The organism is Paenibacillus xinjiangensis (genome assembly GCF_059686975.1).
The window spans coordinates 144,132-163,049 of record NZ_JCAALS010000005.1; the positions used below are offsets into that span (position 1 = coordinate 144,132).

Here is an 18,918-nt window from a genome sequence, read left to right on the forward strand (position 1 = left end):
CCCTGCGCTACAGCTGTTACTAGAACAGCCGCATCGAATCAATGTGCTGTCTCGTCGATTCCGTCCCAAGCTCATGCAGCAGCTTGTATATACGCGCTATAAGACCATCATATCCGGCATTGATTTGGCTATCGCTTGCAGTTCCGAAGAAGCTCATTCCAAAATGCGAGGCTTGCGCTTCATCCATACTCGAGAGCTCATCGAACAGCTCCTGCAGCCGAATAAATTCCTCTTCATTGGCCGTTACCTCAAGCTCATAGGCAGCGACAGTCGGGTCCTCTAGAATTTGCCCAGCCTGCACCGACACATAATACCGTTTCCGACTACGATCTAGCTGTTCTTCCTCAGACATATCTGTATAGTCATCTCCTTAGTCATGCCCATTGAATATAGGGAAATATAGAAAGCTTAAGCCTGTCGTTAGCTTCCCCCTTCGGACAGACATTTTATCCCTTTTTTCAGCATATAACTGTTATTATCGCTACTGGAGTGCAGCAGAAGAAAGGAATGAGAATCATGTGTGGAATAACCGGCTGGATCGATTGGACCCGCGATCTGACCCACGACAGCATCAGTCTGGAGAAAATGACTCAGACGCTCTCGCTGCGCGGACCAGATGCTTCGGGCACCTGGATAACGATGCATTGCGCGCTCGGACATCGAAGATTAAGTGTTATCGACCCTGAGAACGGGGCACAACCGATGATCAGACGCTCGGGAGATGACACATACGTAGTCGTCTATAACGGCGAGCTATATAATGCGCTTGAGCTGCGCAAGGAGCTGGAGAGCAGAGGGAGAACCTTCACCACGAACTGTGATACGGAAGTGCTGCTCGTAGCCTTCATCGAATGGGGCAAAGCTTGCGTCGAAAGATTCAATGGCATTTTTGCTTTTGCCATCTGGCATGATGCGGAGCAGGAGCTGTTCCTTGCCCGAGACCGGCTGGGCGTGAAGCCGCTCTTCTTCAGTACGGTTGATGGCCTATTCCTGTTCGGCTCGGAGCCTAAGTCCATATTGGCGCATCCTGCTGTTAAGCCCGAAGTCGGGGCGGAGGGTATTGCAGAGATTTTCATACTTGGCCCTGCAAGAACTCCTGGTCAAGGGGTCTACAAGCATATTACCGAGCTGCTGCCAGGACAGTGCATGACCGTTAATCGTACGGGCAGCCGCACTACGAAATATTGGAAGCTTGAGAGCATTCCTCATGAGGAGGATGTAGCAGCAACTGCAGAGCATGTACGCGAGCTGCTGAGAGACACTACTGAGCGCCAGCTCGTATCGGACGTGCCCGTGGGAACGCTGCTCTCGGGAGGACTTGACTCCAGTGCTCTTACCACACTAGCCGTTAGGTATTATGAACAGACTGGCCAAGGCAATGTCCATACGTATTCTGTCGATTATGCTGACAACGACAAGCATTTTCAGGCGCACGCCTTCCAACCTAACAGCGATGCCCCTTGGATTGAACGGATGACAACTCACTTGGACACAATTCATCATCCCATTCAATTCGATACGCCTGAGCTCGTAGCTGCACTGCGGGACGCCACCTTCGCTCGCGACCTTCCCGGTATGGCCGATGTGGACGCCTCCCTGCTGCTATTCTGCCGAGAAATCAAGAAGGGCATTACTGTAGCCATCTCCGGTGAAGCAGCCGATGAAATATTCGGCGGCTACCCATGGTTCCACCGGGAAGAAGCGCTGAATGCCGGCACCTTCCCTTGGTCGCTAGCCTCTAGTATGCGTGCGGATCTGCTTGCTCCTGATGTTGCGCAGTGGATTAAGCCGCTGGACTACATCGGTGACCGCTATTCAGATGCTATCGCCGAGGTTCCTCATCTAGATGGGGAATCCGAGCAGGTTCGCAAGATGCGGCAGATGTCTTACTTGAACATTACCCGCTTCATGCCTACCCTTCTGGATCGGAAGGATCGGATGAGCATGGCAGCCGGCCTTGAGGTTCGCGTTCCGTTCTGCGATCATAGGCTTGTTCAATACGTATGGAATATTCCTTGGGAGATCAAAGCCGCTGGTGATCGGGAGAAGGGCATTCTGCGCAAAGCGCTGAAGGGCGTTCTCCCCGACGATGTGCTGACCCGCAAAAAAAGTCCTTATCCCAAAACGCATAATCCAAATTATTTGACAGCAGTCAAAACACTCCTATTGGATATTCTGAATGATCCCTCCTCTCCTTTGTTGCCGCTTATTGATGTTAAGAAAATAAGAGAGCTTGCTGAATCTGATTCAGCCAAGTCGAACATTCCGTGGTTCGGCCAATTGATGTCGGGACCTCAATTATTCGCTTACCTCTATCAAGTCAATCTGTGGCTCAAGGAATATCACGTCGTTATCAAATAAAATAAAAGCCCCGGACACCTGTAAGAGCTGGTGCTTTCGGGGCTTTTCATTATATGTCTATATGGGTCTACAATAGCTTCTCCATTAGCTTGGTCAGCGCATCACCGCGGTGGCTAATCTGCTGCTTCTCTTCCTTCGACAGCTCCGCCATTCCTCTGCCCAGCTTCGGCAGCCAGAAGAGGGGATCATAGCCAAAGCCGCCGCTTCCATGCTTGCGATCCGTAATGAAGCCGTCTACCGTTCCTTCTGTTTCTATGTATTCGCCTGTAGACGGATCATACAACGTAAGCGCACAGACGAATTCAGCGGGGCTGAGAAGCTTCGAGCCATCAGCGAGCGGCTCCCCTGCCTCTGGCAGTCCGAGCTGCTTCAGCTCTTCAAGCAGCTTCGCATTATTGTCTTCGTCCTTCGCCCCTGGACCCGCATAGCGTGCAGAATAAACGCCAGGAGCTCCGCCTAGTGCGGCCACACGAAGACCTGAATCATCTGCAAGCACCGGCACTTGAAAAGCCTCGCCTGCTGCCTTCGCTTTAATTCTAGAGTTATCAGCGAACGTGCTGCCATCCTCCACAATATCTGCAAAATCAGGATAATCATTCAGGCTCTTAACTGTTTTGCCCAGCTTGCTCATAGCATAAGCGAATTCCTTCACTTTGCCTTCATTCTTTGTAGCAATTAATACAATATCACTTGTTAGAAAAGTCACTGTCCTTAGCCTCCAATTCGATCCGCATCTGGTCCTAGCGCTTCACGCTGCTTCCCGATTAACTGCTGAATTCCACCTTCTGCCAGCTCAAGCAATTGATTCAGTTCATCACGTGTGAATGGAGCTTCCTCTCCTGTTCCCTGCACCTCAACAAATTTGCCGCTGCCGGTCATCACAACGTTCATATCAACCTTTGCTTTGGAGTCCTCATCGTAATTCAGATCAAGCAGAGCTCTTTCTTGAATAACGCCTACACTAACCGAAGCCAAATAATCGGTAACGGGATATTTCGCGAATTGTACGGTTTTGGACAGCTTGTTCACAGCAAGGCATAGAGCAATGAAGGCTCCGGTAATGGAAGTCGTTCTCGTTCCGCCATCAGCTTGCAGGACATCGCAATCCAGCGTAATCGTACGTTCTCCAAGCGCCTGCAAATCTACAATTGAACGCAGCGCTCTCCCAATCAGCCTTTGAATTTCCATCGTACGGCCCGTCAGCTTGCCTCTTGCCGATTCCCGATGATTACGGGAATGCGTTGCGCGCGGCAGCATCGAATATTCCGCAGTGATCCAGCCTTTGCCTTGACCTTTCATGAATGGCGGTACACGTTCCTCTACACTGGCTGTGCAGACAACCTTCGTGTCGCCGAACTCTATGAGCACGGAGCCTTCCGCATATTTATTAACGCCTGTCGTTATCGTTACCGGCCGAAGCTGGCTTGTTTCGCGACCGTCTGTTCTCATGCCTGTAGCCTCCTGAATCTTTCGTTATACTGTGTTGCACTCTACAATCTTACCTATCTTACCAAACTGACATACGAAAAGCACCCGCTTCCCTACAAAATATTAGATGACTCACCTTCGGACATACAAAAAAAGGGCATAGGAGCCACTACCCTCCTTGCCCTCTTGCTATTGATGCATGAATTAGAATCATTCAACCATACTAGCTCTTGATGGCATTTACATGATGCGGCCGTTCTGCGGGCTTGCTGTAGTCTTTATTGTTCTCATCTACAATATCGCCTTCACCATTCAAGCGAATTTGCACTTTGGTTGCTCCTGTATTTTCCGTTACGGATAAAATAACGGCTTCAAGCATTTCTGCTGGTGCCGGTTGTCCCGTCTCATAAGCCTGATCCTCTAGGTCAACCATGACGGTATCATCCTTCTCCTCAATGCTCGTTACTTGTACATCATTCGTTATGACGCCGGTTAGCTCCTTCTTGTCGAGAGGTCCAGCAATCAGCTGCTCTAGCGCGGCCTTTGCCTTCGAATCTGGACGTGCAATCAACCGTGTTACCGGCACATAATATTGCTCGTCATTCGAGGTTTGCGATGAGAAGTACAGCGTAACTGGTGTGGAATTGGAATAATTAACGCCATCGGCAGCTTCCAGATTGATACCGACCGAACGATTAAGCGGCTCATCCAGCGGGAAGCCATCTACAGGCATCTCTTGAAGCTTTTTGCCTTCATACAGGAGCTCTACGCCTTCAATGCCAGGCATTGCGGTCAATGTCCATGTGATGGCCTCCACGATTGCCCGCTCGTCCGTAGCAACATAATCGACGAACGGTGTTGAGAAATCAACAATCGCGAGCTTTTGCTCCTTGTTAATCTGGAAGGATTTCACTTGTGTTCCTTGAGGGATTACGGCTCGGAAATCTTCTGGGAGCTGACTTGCATACGTGCCTCCATCAACCATAATTTCCAAAGCTTTTTGGCCTGCCGCTTCATTCTTGCCAAGTGTTGTCTGCAGCGCTACTGGTGCCAAATAACCTTTGTTATCCTCCAAGTAAACCGTGAGCTGGGTTTCTCCCCCTTGCTCGGTCTGAACAGCCTGTCCGGTATTGGTTCCGTCAACGCTATTCGTCTGCTCCACCTGCTGAGGCGGATCAATTTCCTTGCTTGTCTCCTTGGAGAACAGCCCACAGCCAGCCGTGAGGATGGGTAGAACCAGAACGCCCCCAATTGCAGCACGGCGAATCCATCTTGTTTGAATCATAATAACCTTTCCTCCTAGTCGCTTATTGCCGTTACGGCTTTGTACAATTGTTTATTTGTAGTACTATGTATACGAGCCCTTCCCCGTTTTAGACCAGTTTTGTCCACAAAATCATGAGGGGGTATTTGAAATGTTTACACCGAATCCTTACAGCTTGAATAGTCGCAAAGTTGCTGAGGCGACAGATGAATGGCTTGCTAAGCGGAATGTGACCAGGACACAGATCGGCCAGCTTGTTCATTTTTTGCAAAAAGACTATTTTCCAGACCTGACACTTGATGAATGCATCGTAAATGTAGAGGCCGTATTATCCAAACGCGAGGTGCAAAATGCGGTGCTGACTGGTATCCAGCTCGATATGCTGGCTGAGGAAGGCAAGCTTATGGCGCCGCTTCAAGATATGATTAGCAATGATGAAGGACTGTATGGCTGCGATGAGATATTGGCTTTATCCATCGTTAATGTGTATGGGAGCATCGGCTTTACCAACTTCGGCTACATCGATAAGCTGAAGCCAGGAGTGCTTAAGAAATTAAATGATAAGAACAGCGGGGAAATCCATACTTTTCTCGATGATATCGTAGGCGCAATAGCAGCTGCGGCAGCCAGCCGGATTGCCCACCGCAAGCAAGCAGAACGGGAAGCCGCAGCAGGCTTAACGTAGAATAAGGCTCAGGCAAGGGGCATCACTGAAGGGGTACTACAAAAATGGCGGTGCAGGAAACATTCCTGCACCGCTTTTTTATACCTAATAAGGAGTTGTGGTAGCGATGACATGAAGCACAAGCAAACCGTGGAACGTCATGAAACGAAGCTGGTTTACTCTGTAACGGTGTCGTTGAACGAAGATTTGGAAACGGGAGTTATCGGACAATAACGGGATTTACTTAGTCCAAGTTTACCCAGACGGTGAATGGACGCCAGATGTTCCATTTGTAGGTATTGTTGCGGTTCAAGTTAGTGAATTCGCCCATATTCCTGAAGGATTAACTCAGCATACGATACCTGCTGGCACCTAAGTGCTGGTTACGCATATGGGACCAGAATCCCAAATAGGAGAAACATATGCTAGCATATGTGACAAGGGCTCGAGGCTAATCGGCCTTTTGACTTCGAGCATTGGACGGATGTTGATTCACTTGAACGAGAAGAGAGCACGATACCTATTTATTTACCTATTTCCTCATAGCTTTTGTCATAAGAACAGGCTGTCTCTCAGGTCACTTTACGACCTTTTGAGACAGCCCCTTTTTCAATACCTACTGCGTACGCTTATTGCTGTTTCAATAATGAGAGCAATAATACAACCGCTTCTGCCCGAGTCGTTGATTTGTTCGGAGCAAAGCGATTATTGCCGACTCCCTTCAGAAGGCCAGCATCTGCAGCTGCTGCAACAGAGGAAACCGCCCAATGCGGCACGTCTTCAGCATCATCGAAGGATAAGGCTGCTTGATTATTAACTTCAAGATTTAATGATCTGACTGCGATTACGGCCAATTCGGCACGTGTGATCTTCTGTTCAGGACGGAAAGTATTGTCGGAGAATCCTTGTATGATGCCTGCTTCCAGGACAGCTCCAACAGCTGATGCTCCCCACTCCGGTATTTGGGCCTCATCCTTAAACATTATGGACTTATTCGTGCTAGACAATTTCAAAACTCGGGACAGCATCGTCACGAACTCAATCCGATTAATTTCTGCATTAGGCCTAAAGGTTCCGTCGCTATATCCGTTTACAAACCCCAATGCAATAGCCTCATCAATGCTAGCTTTTGCCCAATGACCAGCCGTATCTTGAAAAGCAGCGTTGGGTGATGGTGTTGGTGTTGGTGTTGGTGTTGGTGTTGGTGTTGGTGTTGGCGTCGGCGTCGGCGTCGGTGTTGGCGTCGGTGTTGGCGTTGGTGTTGGCGTTGGCTTCGGCGTCGGCGTTGGCTTCGGTGTTGGTGTTGGTGTCGGTGTCGGTGTCGGTGTTGGCGTTGGTGTCGTACCTCCGTCAGAGTTATACGCTGCTACTGTACCCTCGGAGTTGTTTCTGCCGCTCACCGCTTTAATAACAAACTGATAGCTTTTATCTGCAGCAACGTTGTCCAGATCGTAGCTATATTGTGTCGTTCCTTCAACATGCTCCACAACCGTGTTCCAGTTAGCGCCCATAGCACCATTCTTTTCATAAATCCGATAACGATCTACTGTCGAGCCTGCTGCTGGAGATTTCCAACTAATCGTTAATTTATCACTTTCGCTCTTGGCTACATTTGTACTAGTAACGGGATTAGGATTGATGTCCGTTCTCTTAATGCTGTAATAGTCATAAGCTGCTGACTCGCCAATACTTTCAAGCGTGCGGGCATCAAGCGTAAGTGTATCTGTCGTAATGTTAATTCCGGTGAACATTGGTTTGTTAGGCTGACCAAGCTTGGCTACGGCTTCATAGATACGGTCATTCGGAGGGTAGACCTTATCTCCCGCCGCATTCGTGGTGTAATAAAGCGTTCCTTGCGGATTGACGACATGGCCTTCATCATCCGTTTCAACAGCTTGAGGTACATTCCCTTTCATCTGATAGCTTCGGGCGAACGAATGGTCATGACCGCCAAGGACGAGATCAATGCCAAGCTCATCGAATACCGTCGTTAAATGCTCTCTGAAAAAGACGACATCCCCATCAAAGGAATGCTTGGCTACCGAATAGATCGATTTATGCATGATGACGATTTTCCACTTTTTATCTGTTTTTGCCACTTCGCTATAAAGCCATTCGACTTGCTTATCATAAATTTCTTGCGAACCATTTTTATTCCAATATTCCGTATTAATAACCATGAAATGCGCATCGCCATAGTCGTAGGAATAGACAGAACCGTCTGGCTTGGCTCCGGTATCAGACGTATTCGGCAAATTAAAATGGTGCCCGTAATTGCTGTATTCATTGCCTTCATGATTTCCAACTGCAGGAATTAATGGATGTTCAGATAACGTATTCCTCGCTTTATTGAAGAACCAGAACCACTGCTCCTCTAACCCGCCATCATTCACCAAATCTCCGGCATTAATGATGAAGGATGATTCCGGAAACGTTCGAATGCCTTCTTCAACGGTATCATTCCAAGTCTCAAAATCTGCTTCCGATGAGCCTTGCGAATCAGTTGTGAACAGGAATGTAAACGTATCATCTGACGTATCGCTTTCGGTTGTGAACATACGAATCTCGCTAGAGTTAAAATCACTTCCGTCTCCAAGCCGGTAAGCGTAGCTTGTCCCTGGCTTCAATTGGGAGGCAGTGACTTTGTGGCTCATGAAAGGAGAGGTTCTGGCATTATCTCTATCTTCATGATTAATAAATACATTCACTTCTTCAGAAGTGCCTCTGAATGATTGTACGCCTGTCACCGGAAATTTTCCGTCCACAAGTTTATCAGCTTCAATGATATCGACTTGGGTTCCTGCTGTGGCACGCGATGTATACCAAGAAAAGCCTATGCTTGTGCGAGGATCACCGTTGAAGGTAAGAGCAATAGTTGTTGGAATATCAGGTGCGTACGTGGCATCCGCCCCATCTGAATAGCTCTTCCCCTTCACGGCTTTAACAACAAAATCGTACGATTGCTTAGTGTCGACCTTCTCAATGACATAGCTGTAATTTTCTACGGCTTCATTATGATTGACTGTTACACTCCAAGATGCACCTAACGAATCGTTTTTTTCATAAAGCTGATAGCTATCTGCCGCTTCACCCGCATTCACAGCTGACCAACTGACCTTAATACTGTCTTCGCTATTATATTCGGCTTGTGCGTTTTGCACGGGAGCAGGCTTGTTGTCTGTCTTCACAATGCCATATTGGTCATACAGCTGCCCTGAGCCTGACGTATACGTCTGAAAGGATAGTTTATCCTCTGTCACGGTTATTCCCGTGAACATGGGCTCGCCTGGTTGGCCGTATTTGTCAGCATAAGGAATGCCATCAATTGGTTCATACATTTTGTTGCCCGCCGCGTTGGTGATCAGATACAATGTTCCCTTCGGATCAACCGCATTGCCATCTTGATCGGTTTCGACGGATTGGACCTCGTTATTATACATATGGAAGCTTCGGGTGTAGGAATGGTCATGTCCGCCAATGACCAGATCAGCGCCAATTTCATCGAATACCTTGGTCAGATTATTCCGGAAGAAAACAACATCGCTGTCACTTGAATGGTTGGCTACTGAATAGACCGATTTGTGCATAATAACGATTTTCCATTTTGCATCGGTCTTTGAAGCTTCTTTTCGCAGCCATTCCACTTGCTTCTGGTAGACAGCATCATCCGAATATTCGGTGTTCAATACCATGAAATGAGCATTGCCGTAATCAAACGAATAGACAGATCCATCTGGCTTTGCGCCGGTTTGAGACTCATTCGGCAAATTGAAGTGATAATTGTAATTGTTATTGGTTCTACTCTCGTGATTTCCTACTGCTGGAACTAACGGATAATCTTTGAGAATGGAGTCCGCTTTATTAAAGAACCAGTGCCATTGCTCCTCCAGATCACCGTTATCTACGAGATCCCCAGAGTTGACAATAAACGAAGATCCCGGGAACGTATTGACTCCTTTGACCAATGTGTCATTCCATATGTCATAATCCGCTTCTGTTGTTCCCTGTGAATCTGTCGTGTACAGAAAGGTGAACTCCTCATCGGCAGAATTGCCTTCCGTTGTGAAATAACCGATATCGGTCCAGTTCATCTCATTGCCATTCCCAGCCCGGTAGGCATAGGCAGTTCCTGGAGACAACCCTTCAGCCTTAACCTTATGGCTTCTGTACGTTGATTGCACATCTGCAGCTTTATCTGCCTCATTCATGTATACGCCCACTTCTTCAGATGTGCCGGTGAAGGAAGCAAACCCCGTCTCTGGGAATTGACCGTTAACCAATTGGTCCGCTCTAATTACTTCCAGTTGAGTGTCTGAAGTCACATTCGATGTATACCAGGCGAACCCCAAGCTTGTACGGGGGTCACCGTTAAAGGTAAGTGCAACTGAAGTAGGAGTATCTTGCATTAAGCCTGTTTCCGCAACAAGACTCATATCGAAATAAACATCAGAGCTTGAGCCGCTCTCTTGATGAACTTCAACAGCAATCAGATTGCTGCCGTCATGAAGCTTATCCAGAATGGCGCTGGTGAGATCGACTTCGAATTCCTTAGTCGTTGCCACTGGCGTTCCCGTGGTATATGTGATTTCGCCCTCTGGCAAATTCTCGCGCCAAACCTCTTCTCCATTAACATATAGAATAAAACCATCGTCCATTGCGAACTGTGCGATAATCCTATCGTAGCTCTCCGTATCCGTCAATTCTATTTGCTGTTGAAGATAGGTCGTTATATATTTCTTGCTGGAATCTGGGCCGAAGCTTACTGTCGTCTTGATTTGACCGAAGCTGTCGGTCCTTTTGGTTGATGGATAGCCTAACGGAGCAGCTCCAGACTTCCAACTATCTTTAAATTCAGCTCGCCAAAGCGAACCTTCATCCGTCCCGTTATCGAGATAATGCCAGGTAGAGCCTCCAGCTACCAGTACGGTCTTCTCTGGTGCGGTTGTTGCAGCAATGACAGGTAAAGAACCTTTAAGCAAACCAATAACCATTAGAACAACGAGCGAGCTGAGCAAAATCTTTTGGCAGACTTTCAATTAAGAACACTCCTTTTATAGTTATCGATCACTGCTGCTTGTTCGAAGCAGTGATCTCTATAACTATAAAAAGAAACTATTAACTAAAATAAGGTAATTCATTAAGATTCTATATGTTTATTTGCGGTATTCTAAGATTGTTCAAGACATCCGGAAACAACAGCAATCGTAAGAACATTCGATTGCGCAGTTTAACTGCTCTGATAATGAACAACGCCAGCCTTCACCGACCTTGTTATTTTCCCTCGCCGTTCCAGGTAATAGAGATGAGCCAGCGTCTCTGCCATCGCGAATCGTAGATTATGAGGATTATCCCTCAGATGATTGCCGAAGGACAGCTCACACAGCTCGAATGAGGATAATGGCTTCGCTAGCATGACACACATCTTATCCAACCGACGGACATGATGCGCCTTAAGCTCTTCAATTCGAGCAGTGAATGCAGCAAAAGGATCACGGTGTCCTGGAAAAGCCATTGTGACATTGTATGTCGACAGCTCCTCTAAGCTGTTCAAGAACAGCTCCAGCGGGTCTTCCTCTTCACCTGGCACCACACTCACGTTAGGTGTAATCCGAGGCAGAACCTGATCGCCGCAGAGCATCCAGCCGTTGATTGGCTCATAGAAGCTTAAGTGTCCCGCAGCATGCCCCGGCGTATCTATAAGCTGCCAATCCCATCCCCCGATACGCATCGTTTCTCCTGCCTCGATATAGGTCACAACAGGCTGCGGAGATACCCGCTCCACAAAGCCCTCTAAATTATGCTTGATCGCTTGTGTCAGATCCCCAGGCATACCATGCTCTGCGAACAAGGCTGTCAGCTCAACATCGAACGTACTGCCCTCAGCCCATAGCTTCACCGCATAGTGATGGGATCTCCTAGACATATATACAGGCGCACCAGATTTCTCTTGAAAATAACCAGCCAAGCCATAATGATCTGGATGCTGATGGGTAACTACGATTCTTGTAATCTGCTCTATGCTTATCGAGTGCCTGTTCATAACCGCTGTCCAAGCCGCAATGGCTTGCTCCGTACGAAGCCCAGGATCAATAATGGTATAGCCGTCTTCTTCAGGTATAACATAACTGTTCACCCATTTTAAAGAAAATGGCAGCGGCAGCTTCACTTGAATCCATTCACCGTTCCATATGGTCGTTACAACCTCTTGATTGTCTATCATATCGCAATGGCCTCCCCATGCTTGACTACTCGTTGCTGTATCTTTACCGTATTGTACTTGAAATCTGATTTCTTCCATCGTGTATCTGAGCTTGGGATGGACCCTCTGCTCCCCGTCATTCAAGCGGTGCCATTACTGCTGTCTCGAGCAAGTACTGCATAACGAATCCTAATGGGAAGCCGCTGCTAACGACGAATGTTCGGATCAAATCCCTGCTTGAGTAAGCACCACCGGATTTTTTTCACAAAAATTGGAGCCCTATAGAAAAGAAGCCAGGCGTGAAGCAATTGGCAAGCTATCTACCCTGAGCTTGAATTCGCTGTTGATGCCTCCATTACAATAGAAGGGACGGGCCTAATTAAATAGGCTGTCCGTCCCTCTCTTTCAGGAATGCTATAATTTCTTCTCTGCTTGGAATAGAGGTCTGAGCACCGTCACGGGTAACTGCAATGGCTGCAGCAGCTGAAGCGAAGCGTATACTTCCTCTCGGCTCCTCTCCAGAAGCTGAAGCCGCAGCATAGGCTCCAATAAAGGTGTCCCCTGCAGCCGTTGTGTCCTTAGGCTTGACCGAGAATGCAGGCTGCAAGAAGCTGCTTCCGGTATGGTCGCGATAATAGCACCCTTCTTCTCCGAGTGTTATAATAACCGCCTTCACACCATGCTTCAGCAGCTGCTGAGCAGCCTCTTCACATTCATCCGCAGTAGCAGGTGAAATACCGGTAACCGTCTCTGTTTCTGTCTCATTCAGAATTAATGTATGCACAAGTGCTAACGCGTCAGGCGGTACAGAAGCAGCAGGAGCAGGGTTATACAGCAGCTGTATACTATGTTCTGAGGCATAATCCATGATACGACGATTAATAGACCATGGAATTTCATTCTGTAGAAGAATAGTTTGAACGGGTCTTAGCTTCTCCAGCTGCTGTTCTACTGCCTGCCATTCCAGCTGGCCATTGGCGCCTTCTGCCAGTACGATATTGTTCTCTCCGCTCTCCGCTACAGTGATGAAGGCCAACCCGGAAGTTCCCGGAACGACGTGTACACCTGAGGTATTAACGCCATACTCCGCAAGCGATTCAACAAGAGGAGTACCGAAGGCATCCTCTCCCACGGCTCCAATCATTACGGAATCCGCACCTGCACGTGCAACGGCAACGGCTTGATTGGCTCCCTTGCCCCCTGGATGAAACGCTACCCCCTTGCTGTGAATGGTTTCTCCTGGCTGTGGGAATTGCTCAACCTTACTTACCAAATCCATATTAATGCTTCCTGCAACGACTATAACACCCATCACTATCCCTCTCTCCTCAAGTTTACAAGCCGATCTGTATGCTGAAGCTGCTTGATATCGACTGCTCCTATTCCGAACATGACGGTCCGCAGCTCGAATTCAATTCGCTCGAACTGCTCGGTTAGCTGCTGTATGGTCAGCTGGCCCTCGTCCTGTGCTGCTCTAGGGAGCAATACGCGGCCAAAGCCTGCTAAATCTGCTCCAAGAGCAATGGACTTGGCAGCATCGACGCCGCTCTGCAGCCCTCCGCTTGCGATCACAGTCATATCAGGAAGTCTGCCTCTGACTTCGGTAATGCTCTCAGCCGTCGGTATTCCCCAGCCGGCAAAGGCATCTGCTGCCGCACGGCGCAGGCTGTCATTGGAACGATGCTTCTCCACTTGGCTCCAAGATGTGCCGCCAGCTCCTGCCACATCAATAAAGGCAACACCAGCTGAAGCTAGAGAAGCTGCTGTATCCGTGTCTATGCCCCAGCCAACCTCTTTCACTCCGACAGGAACTGCTAGCTCTCGGCATACCTGCTCAATACGTGACAGCAAGCCTCTGAAGTCTGTATTGCCTTCCGGCTGGAATACTTCCTGCATGCTGTTCAAATGCAGAACCAATGCATCTGCTTGTGCGATATCAACTGCTCTGCGGCAAGCTTCTACACCGAATCCATAATTCAGCTGTACCGCACCAAGATTCGCAATGACAGGAACAGAGGGCGCTATACTGCGGATACGAAACGATGCGGCCAGCTCTTCTTCCTCAATCGCTGCACGCATGGAACCGAGTCCAATGGCCCAGCCCCGCTGCTCAGCCACTTCAGCCAGACGCCGGTTAATCGAGCCTGCTTCATTCGTCCCTCCAGTCATCGAGCTTACCAGAAGAGGAGTCTTCAGCTTGCGGCTGAGCCACTCCGTGCTTAGATCGATCTCATCGAATGTAAGCTCAGGCAGCGCATTATGACGAAATCGGAGCCGCTCCAGACCCGTCGTAATTCCTGCCCCGTTCACCTCTTCCTCCAGGCAGATTCGGATATGCTCACCCTTTCTTTTGGCTGTGGAGGCGCTTCCGTTCACCTCAGTTGGTTGCTCTAACGTCATTCTAGTTCCTCCTTAATTAGGTGAAGCAAGACTATTCCATTCAGGTTTTGCTCGGCAGCAAAACTCTTCGAATAAGTATGTATTGTCCATCATAACGCAGTTTTCGGGCGGGGAGCAAGAAGTGGGCAAGCTAACTACATTTCTCGACTCGATGAGGAACTAATTGATTGTAAAAATCATTAATATGATCTTTACAATCATTTTTATTGTTATAATGATGATTATGAATTAAAATGGAATTAGTTAACCTTCGCAAAAACTTTTAGGAGGACACCACTCATGGAAATCAAAATATTCGAGAACTCCCAGCAGCTGGATGCTTTTGCCGCTGATTATTTCAAACAAACTATACTCCATAAACCGAACGCTGTATTAGGTCTTGCTACTGGATCGACACCACTTGGTATTTATGCCAAAATGGTAGACATGTACCAGAATAAAGAGCTATCTTATGAGCAAGTAACGACTTATAATCTGGACGAATACGTTGGGCTGCAGCCTGACAATGATCAGAGCTACGCGTATTATATGAATCAGCACTTATTCTCCCATATCGATATTCCAGAGGCTCAGACCTTCCTCCCTAACGGGATGGCCGCAGATCTTGAAGCAGAATGTGCGCAATACGACAAGAGGATGTTAGAGCAGCCTGTCGATGTTCAATTGCTTGGCCTTGGTCATAATGGTCATATCGGCTTCAATGAGCCGGATCATTCATTGTCCGGTGGCACTCATGTTGTCAAGCTCAAGGAAGAGACACGCGAGGCGAACGCACGCTTCTTCGCTTCGATGGATGAAGTGCCTGAGCTGGCGATTACGATGGGTGTCGGATCGATCTTAAAAGCAAACACGATATTATTAGCGGTACGCGGCGCAGATAAAGCAGACATCGTCAAGCAAGCGCTGACCGGCCCCATTACTACGGAAGTGCCGGCATCCTTGCTCCAGACGCATCCTCGCGTTATCGTGCTGCTCGACCGCGAAGCAGGAAGGATGCTAGCGGAATATGAATAATCAGTCCTTTGTCATCACTAGAGTTAACCTTGTACTAGAGGACCGCACCTTGGAAGGCAGCGTCGTTATCGACAGCCATGGCAAGATCTCGCGCATACTGGAGGATGTTGCTCCTCTGGGTACTGGCTTCGAAGAGCTCCCGACGATTGACGGCCAAGGCGGCTGGCTTCTTCCCGGATTCATTGATGTCCATGTACATGGAGGCTTCGGCGGTGACTTCATGGATGCCAGCCGTGCAAGCTATGATACGATTACACAATTCCATGCTACACAGGGCACAACTGGCATGCTTGCAACGACCGTAACGGCTTCACCTGAGGCGATTCATTCCGTACTGCAGGCATCATCAGCATACATGGCAGGAGCAATGCCTTATACGGCGCTTTATGGCGTACATCTGGAGGGCCCCTTCCTAAGTAGGAAATGGATAGGGGCACAGAATCCCGCCTTCCTGTCAGCACCACGCATTGATTGGCTGGAGAAGTGGTCAGCGGAATACCCTGATTTAATCAAAATCGTCACACTTGCCGCAGAGACTGAAGGCGCGCTGGAGGCTATTAGCTGGCTTGCCGAGCATGGTATCGTTGCAGCATGCGGTCACACCGATGCAACGTTCGAGAGAATGGAGCAAGCCGCTGACGCTGGCCTTACACACGCCGTGCACACGTTCAATGCCATGCGCCCGCTCCATCATCGAGAGCCGGGTACTGTAGGGGCAGTGCTGACAGACAGACGAATAAGCGCAGAGATCATTGCTGATGGGCATCATGTCCATCCAGGCGCGATTCGATTGCTCGCTGCGTCTAAGCCTGCGGACAAGCTTATACTCATTACCGATGCCATGTCGGCAGCTGGCATGCCCGATGGCGTCTATGACCTAGGAGGACTTCCTGTGTACGTCAACGAGGGAGTAGCGCGTCTGAAGGAAGGCAATCTAGCGGGAAGCAGCCTGACAATGATTAACGCATTCCGCTATATGATGGAGCACACGGATTCGACAGTCGTAGATGTGAGCAGATACGCCAGCGGCAACCCAGCTAGACAGCTCGGCATATTCGACAGCACAGGCTCTATAACCGTCGGCAAACGCGGTGATCTCGTACTGACAGATGCGACATTCAGCGAGGTTCGCAGCACGTGGGTTGACGGAAGACTTGTTTTCGAACAGAACTACTAAACGATTGCCAAGAAGGGGTTGTCTCAGAGGTCAAATGACTTCTAAGACAACCCCTTCTGTTGTATAAAAAGAAGGAAGCCCTCATTGCATGGGCTTCCTTCTCTATTCGTTATTGCTAAGCATCTGTTTCAGCAACATACACTTGTATGCCATGCTGACCAGCTGCAGCTTTCAGCTCTCCTGTGAGAGGGATATCTGTAATTAATGCTTGAAGCTCTTCTATCGATACAATAGAAAATAAAGACGTCTTACCGACCTTAGTCTGATCGAATACCGCATAGGTTGTATTCGAGCGCTTGATAAGCGCCTTAGCAATCTGCGCTTCCTGCTCCGAATAGGTAGTAATACCGCCTGCCGGGGAAATACCGTCCACACCAATGAACATCTTGCCGATATTCAAATGTGCGACCATACCTTCTCCTAGAGGCCCGCAGAGCTCAAAGCTGTTATGTCGCATGATGCCGCCCGTAACAACGACTTGGATAGCACTTCCTGCAAGCTCCATCGCAATGTTAACCGCATTCGTTACGACCGTTATGCCAGTGCGGAACTTCAGCAGCTTCGCTATCAGATAGTTCGTCGTACCGCCAGACAAGCCGATGACGTCTCCCTCCTCGATGAGGGAGGCGGCCTTAGCAGCAATTCGTTCCTTCTCCAGATAAGAGAGTCCTTCGCGCTCAGCGAAGCCCATATCGCGTACCGCATTCATACCATCATACATAGCTCCGCCGATCGTACGAATGATCGGATACAGCGCCTCCATCTGCTCCAGATCTCTTCTGGCTGTCGCCTCCGAGCAGTCGAAGCGCTCTACCATCTCTTGTATGGTAATCCGCCCCTGCTGCTTGAGCAGCTGGAGTATAGCATCTCGGCGACGCTGCCCCTTCGATGCGGATACATTCAAATCAGCCATTATTACCTCTCCACCCAAGCTTTAGCGGACATTCGCTGCTCGACGGCACTCCATTCCGGAAGTGCCTCCCAATCTCCACGCATCTGAACGACCAGTGAGCCGTTAATGCTAGCGACACCGACCGCTTGCACAGGTGTCATGCCTTTCATCATGCCTGCTAGGAAGCCTGCACAGAAGCCATCCCCCGCACCAACAGTATCTATCACTTTATCAGCGGGATAGAAGGGTACGATCGTCTCTACCCCGTTATCCAATACGATAGTCGTATCTCCAAGCCCTTTAATAACAGTGACCGCATTTAATTGCAGCAGCTTGGCTTTGACCTCTTCATAATCATCTGTCTCATAGAGCAGCTTCAGCTCGTCCCAGCCTGGAAGGAAATAATCAGCTGCTTCAGCGAATGGCAGCAGCACTTCACGAGCTTCCTCAATGGTCCACAGCTTAAGCCGCAGATTCGGATCGAAGCACACCTTCACACCAGCGTCTTTGGCGATCTCGATGGCACGACGAAGCGTCCGTCGGCTGCTATCGCTCAAGGCTGCTGTAATACCTGTAATATGAAGCAGCTTAGCACCCCTGATATATTCCTCATCCAATTGCTCGGGCTCCATCCTGCTCGCTGCAGAATGCTTGCGGTAATAATGAACGGCCAGCCTGCCGGCAACGCTCTCCCGGAACATCATGCCCGTTGGCGCTTCGCCGCTTAGCGTCGCACGCGATACATCTACACCCTCGCCTCGAAGCGTCTTAACGATCATTTTGCCGAATGGATCATCTCCAAGAACACCGAACCAGCCAACCGAGCAGCCTAGTCTTGCAAGGCCGATCGCCACGTTGCTCTCCGCACCGCCGAAGCCCTGTTCAAGCATAGTCGCACGTTCAAGCGCTTTATGCTCCGGAGGCATGAACAAAGCCATCGTTTCTCCAAATGTTATAACGTCCGGTGATTTCTGCAACACGTTATTTCCCCCCATAAGGCTCTATACTTGAATGATTACTACTTAATTATTGATACATCGGGAACTTCATCAAGTAAATAACGACAATATACAGTACAAGAACGATCAAGCTGAATGTACGCGTCTTGTTAATATGTGCAGTAGCGCTCTGCTTCTGCTGAATGGAAGAAACAATTCGTTTGAGCGGCTTCGTCATAATTCCCGAGATAGCTGCAATAGCAAGGAACAGCAGAACAACGAGAATCATCCAAGTAAGGGTGTAATCAGCCTGAGAAATCAGGTAACCGCCTGTAAGCAATTGAACAATCAGAAAATACTGAGCAATCCGGTTAGCCGACACCAATCCGTCAGCTAGCCCCTCCTGCCCAGCTCCAGCAAGCTTCGAAGCTCGGCCGACCATAACCGGCAGCACGATATAGAAGCCCATCCCAACAGCCCCTAGCACGTGCAAAAACAACATAACATTTGTCATTACTTAACCTCCATCAATATCATTATTCTACCAATTAGTATACTAAATTAGCGCAGTAAACACAAAG

The 18,918-nt window shown here is 48.8% G+C and carries 15 protein-coding genes; 4 read left to right on the forward strand and 11 right to left on the reverse strand.

What is annotated here, in order from left to right:
* Positions 1–19: 19 nt before the first annotated feature.
* Positions 20–352: a hypothetical protein gene (locus AC6ESP_RS07185; protein WP_497096014.1), complete on the reverse strand. Its 333-nt coding sequence runs from the start codon at positions 350–352 to the stop codon at positions 20–22.
* Between the two features lie 164 nt (positions 353–516).
* Between AC6ESP_RS07185 and asnB the strand changes: the two genes are divergently transcribed.
* Positions 517–2,361 carry an asparagine synthase (glutamine-hydrolyzing) gene (gene asnB / locus AC6ESP_RS07190; protein WP_497096105.1) on the forward strand — a complete coding sequence of 615 codons (1,845 nt, stop codon included), beginning with the start codon at positions 517–519 and terminating at the stop codon, positions 2,359–2,361.
* Positions 2,362–2,428: 67 nt separating this feature from the next.
* Here the strand turns inward: asnB and rdgB are convergent, their stop codons facing one another.
* From rdgB to AC6ESP_RS07205, 3 genes are all read right to left on the reverse strand, one after another.
* On the reverse strand, positions 2,429–3,067 hold the full coding sequence (rdgB, locus tag AC6ESP_RS07195; RefSeq protein ID WP_497096015.1) for an RdgB/HAM1 family non-canonical purine NTP pyrophosphatase: 639 nt from the start codon (positions 3,065–3,067) through the stop codon (positions 2,429–2,431).
* Between the two features lie 5 nt (positions 3,068–3,072).
* Entirely contained in the window at positions 3,073–3,810 is a 738-nt protein-coding gene (gene rph / locus AC6ESP_RS07200) for a ribonuclease PH (protein ID WP_497096016.1), read from the reverse strand.
* Between the two features lie 202 nt (positions 3,811–4,012).
* Positions 4,013–5,074: a GerMN domain-containing protein gene (locus AC6ESP_RS07205; RefSeq protein WP_497096017.1), complete on the reverse strand. Its 1,062-nt coding sequence runs from the start codon at positions 5,072–5,074 to the stop codon at positions 4,013–4,015.
* Positions 5,075–5,204: 130 nt separating this feature from the next.
* On the opposite strand from AC6ESP_RS07205, the gene AC6ESP_RS07210 reads away from it, so the two are divergent.
* On the forward strand, positions 5,205–5,738 hold the full coding sequence (locus tag AC6ESP_RS07210) for a phosphatidylglycerophosphatase A family protein (RefSeq protein WP_497096018.1): 534 nt from the start codon (positions 5,205–5,207) through the stop codon (positions 5,736–5,738).
* 608 nt (positions 5,739–6,346) lie between these two features.
* On the opposite strand, the gene AC6ESP_RS07215 is transcribed toward AC6ESP_RS07210, so the two are convergent.
* The 4 genes from AC6ESP_RS07215 to fni form a co-directional block, all read right to left on the reverse strand.
* Entirely contained in the window at positions 6,347–10,753 is a 4,407-nt protein-coding gene (locus AC6ESP_RS07215) for an S-layer homology domain-containing protein (RefSeq protein ID WP_497096019.1), read from the reverse strand.
* Positions 10,754–10,944: 191 nt separating this feature from the next.
* The gene (locus AC6ESP_RS07220) at positions 10,945–12,015 is read right to left on the reverse strand and encodes an MBL fold metallo-hydrolase (protein ID WP_497096020.1); all 1,071 of its coding nucleotides are present in this window, start codon (positions 12,013–12,015) and stop codon (positions 10,945–10,947) included.
* Positions 12,016–12,295: 280 nt separating this feature from the next.
* The gene (rbsK, locus tag AC6ESP_RS07225) at positions 12,296–13,228 is read right to left on the reverse strand and encodes a ribokinase (protein WP_497096106.1); all 933 of its coding nucleotides are present in this window, start codon (positions 13,226–13,228) and stop codon (positions 12,296–12,298) included.
* Between the two features lie 2 nt (positions 13,229–13,230).
* Positions 13,231–14,316 (reverse strand): type 2 isopentenyl-diphosphate Delta-isomerase, encoded by a 1,086-nt coding sequence (gene fni, locus AC6ESP_RS07230; RefSeq protein ID WP_497096021.1) that lies wholly within the window; start codon positions 14,314–14,316, stop codon positions 13,231–13,233.
* Positions 14,317–14,595: 279 nt separating this feature from the next.
* On the opposite strand from fni, the gene nagB reads away from it, so the two are divergent.
* Positions 14,596–15,330 carry a glucosamine-6-phosphate deaminase gene (gene nagB / locus AC6ESP_RS07235; RefSeq protein WP_497096022.1) on the forward strand — a complete coding sequence of 245 codons (735 nt, stop codon included), beginning with the start codon at positions 14,596–14,598 and terminating at the stop codon, positions 15,328–15,330.
* Positions 15,323–16,507: an N-acetylglucosamine-6-phosphate deacetylase gene (gene nagA / locus AC6ESP_RS07240; RefSeq protein ID WP_497096023.1), complete on the forward strand. Its 1,185-nt coding sequence runs from the start codon at positions 15,323–15,325 to the stop codon at positions 16,505–16,507. The genes nagB and nagA overlap by 8 nt, the downstream gene beginning before the upstream one ends.
* A gap of 115 nt (positions 16,508–16,622) precedes the next feature.
* Here the strand turns inward: nagA and AC6ESP_RS07245 are convergent, their stop codons facing one another.
* From AC6ESP_RS07245 to AC6ESP_RS07255, 3 genes are read right to left on the reverse strand one after another with little or no spacing between them, the layout of a single operon-like run.
* Complete coding sequence (locus AC6ESP_RS07245; RefSeq protein WP_497096024.1) at positions 16,623–17,420, reverse strand: DeoR/GlpR family DNA-binding transcription regulator; 798 nt, start codon at positions 17,418–17,420, stop codon at positions 16,623–16,625.
* 2 nt (positions 17,421–17,422) lie between these two features.
* Positions 17,423–18,379, reverse strand: a complete 957-nt coding sequence (locus AC6ESP_RS07250) for a sugar kinase (RefSeq protein ID WP_497096025.1) — start codon at positions 18,377–18,379, stop codon at positions 17,423–17,425.
* Between the two features lie 46 nt (positions 18,380–18,425).
* Positions 18,426–18,851, reverse strand: coding sequence for a hypothetical protein (locus tag AC6ESP_RS07255; RefSeq protein ID WP_497096026.1), 426 nt, complete (start codon positions 18,849–18,851; stop codon positions 18,426–18,428).
* Positions 18,852–18,918 lie beyond the last annotated feature (67 nt).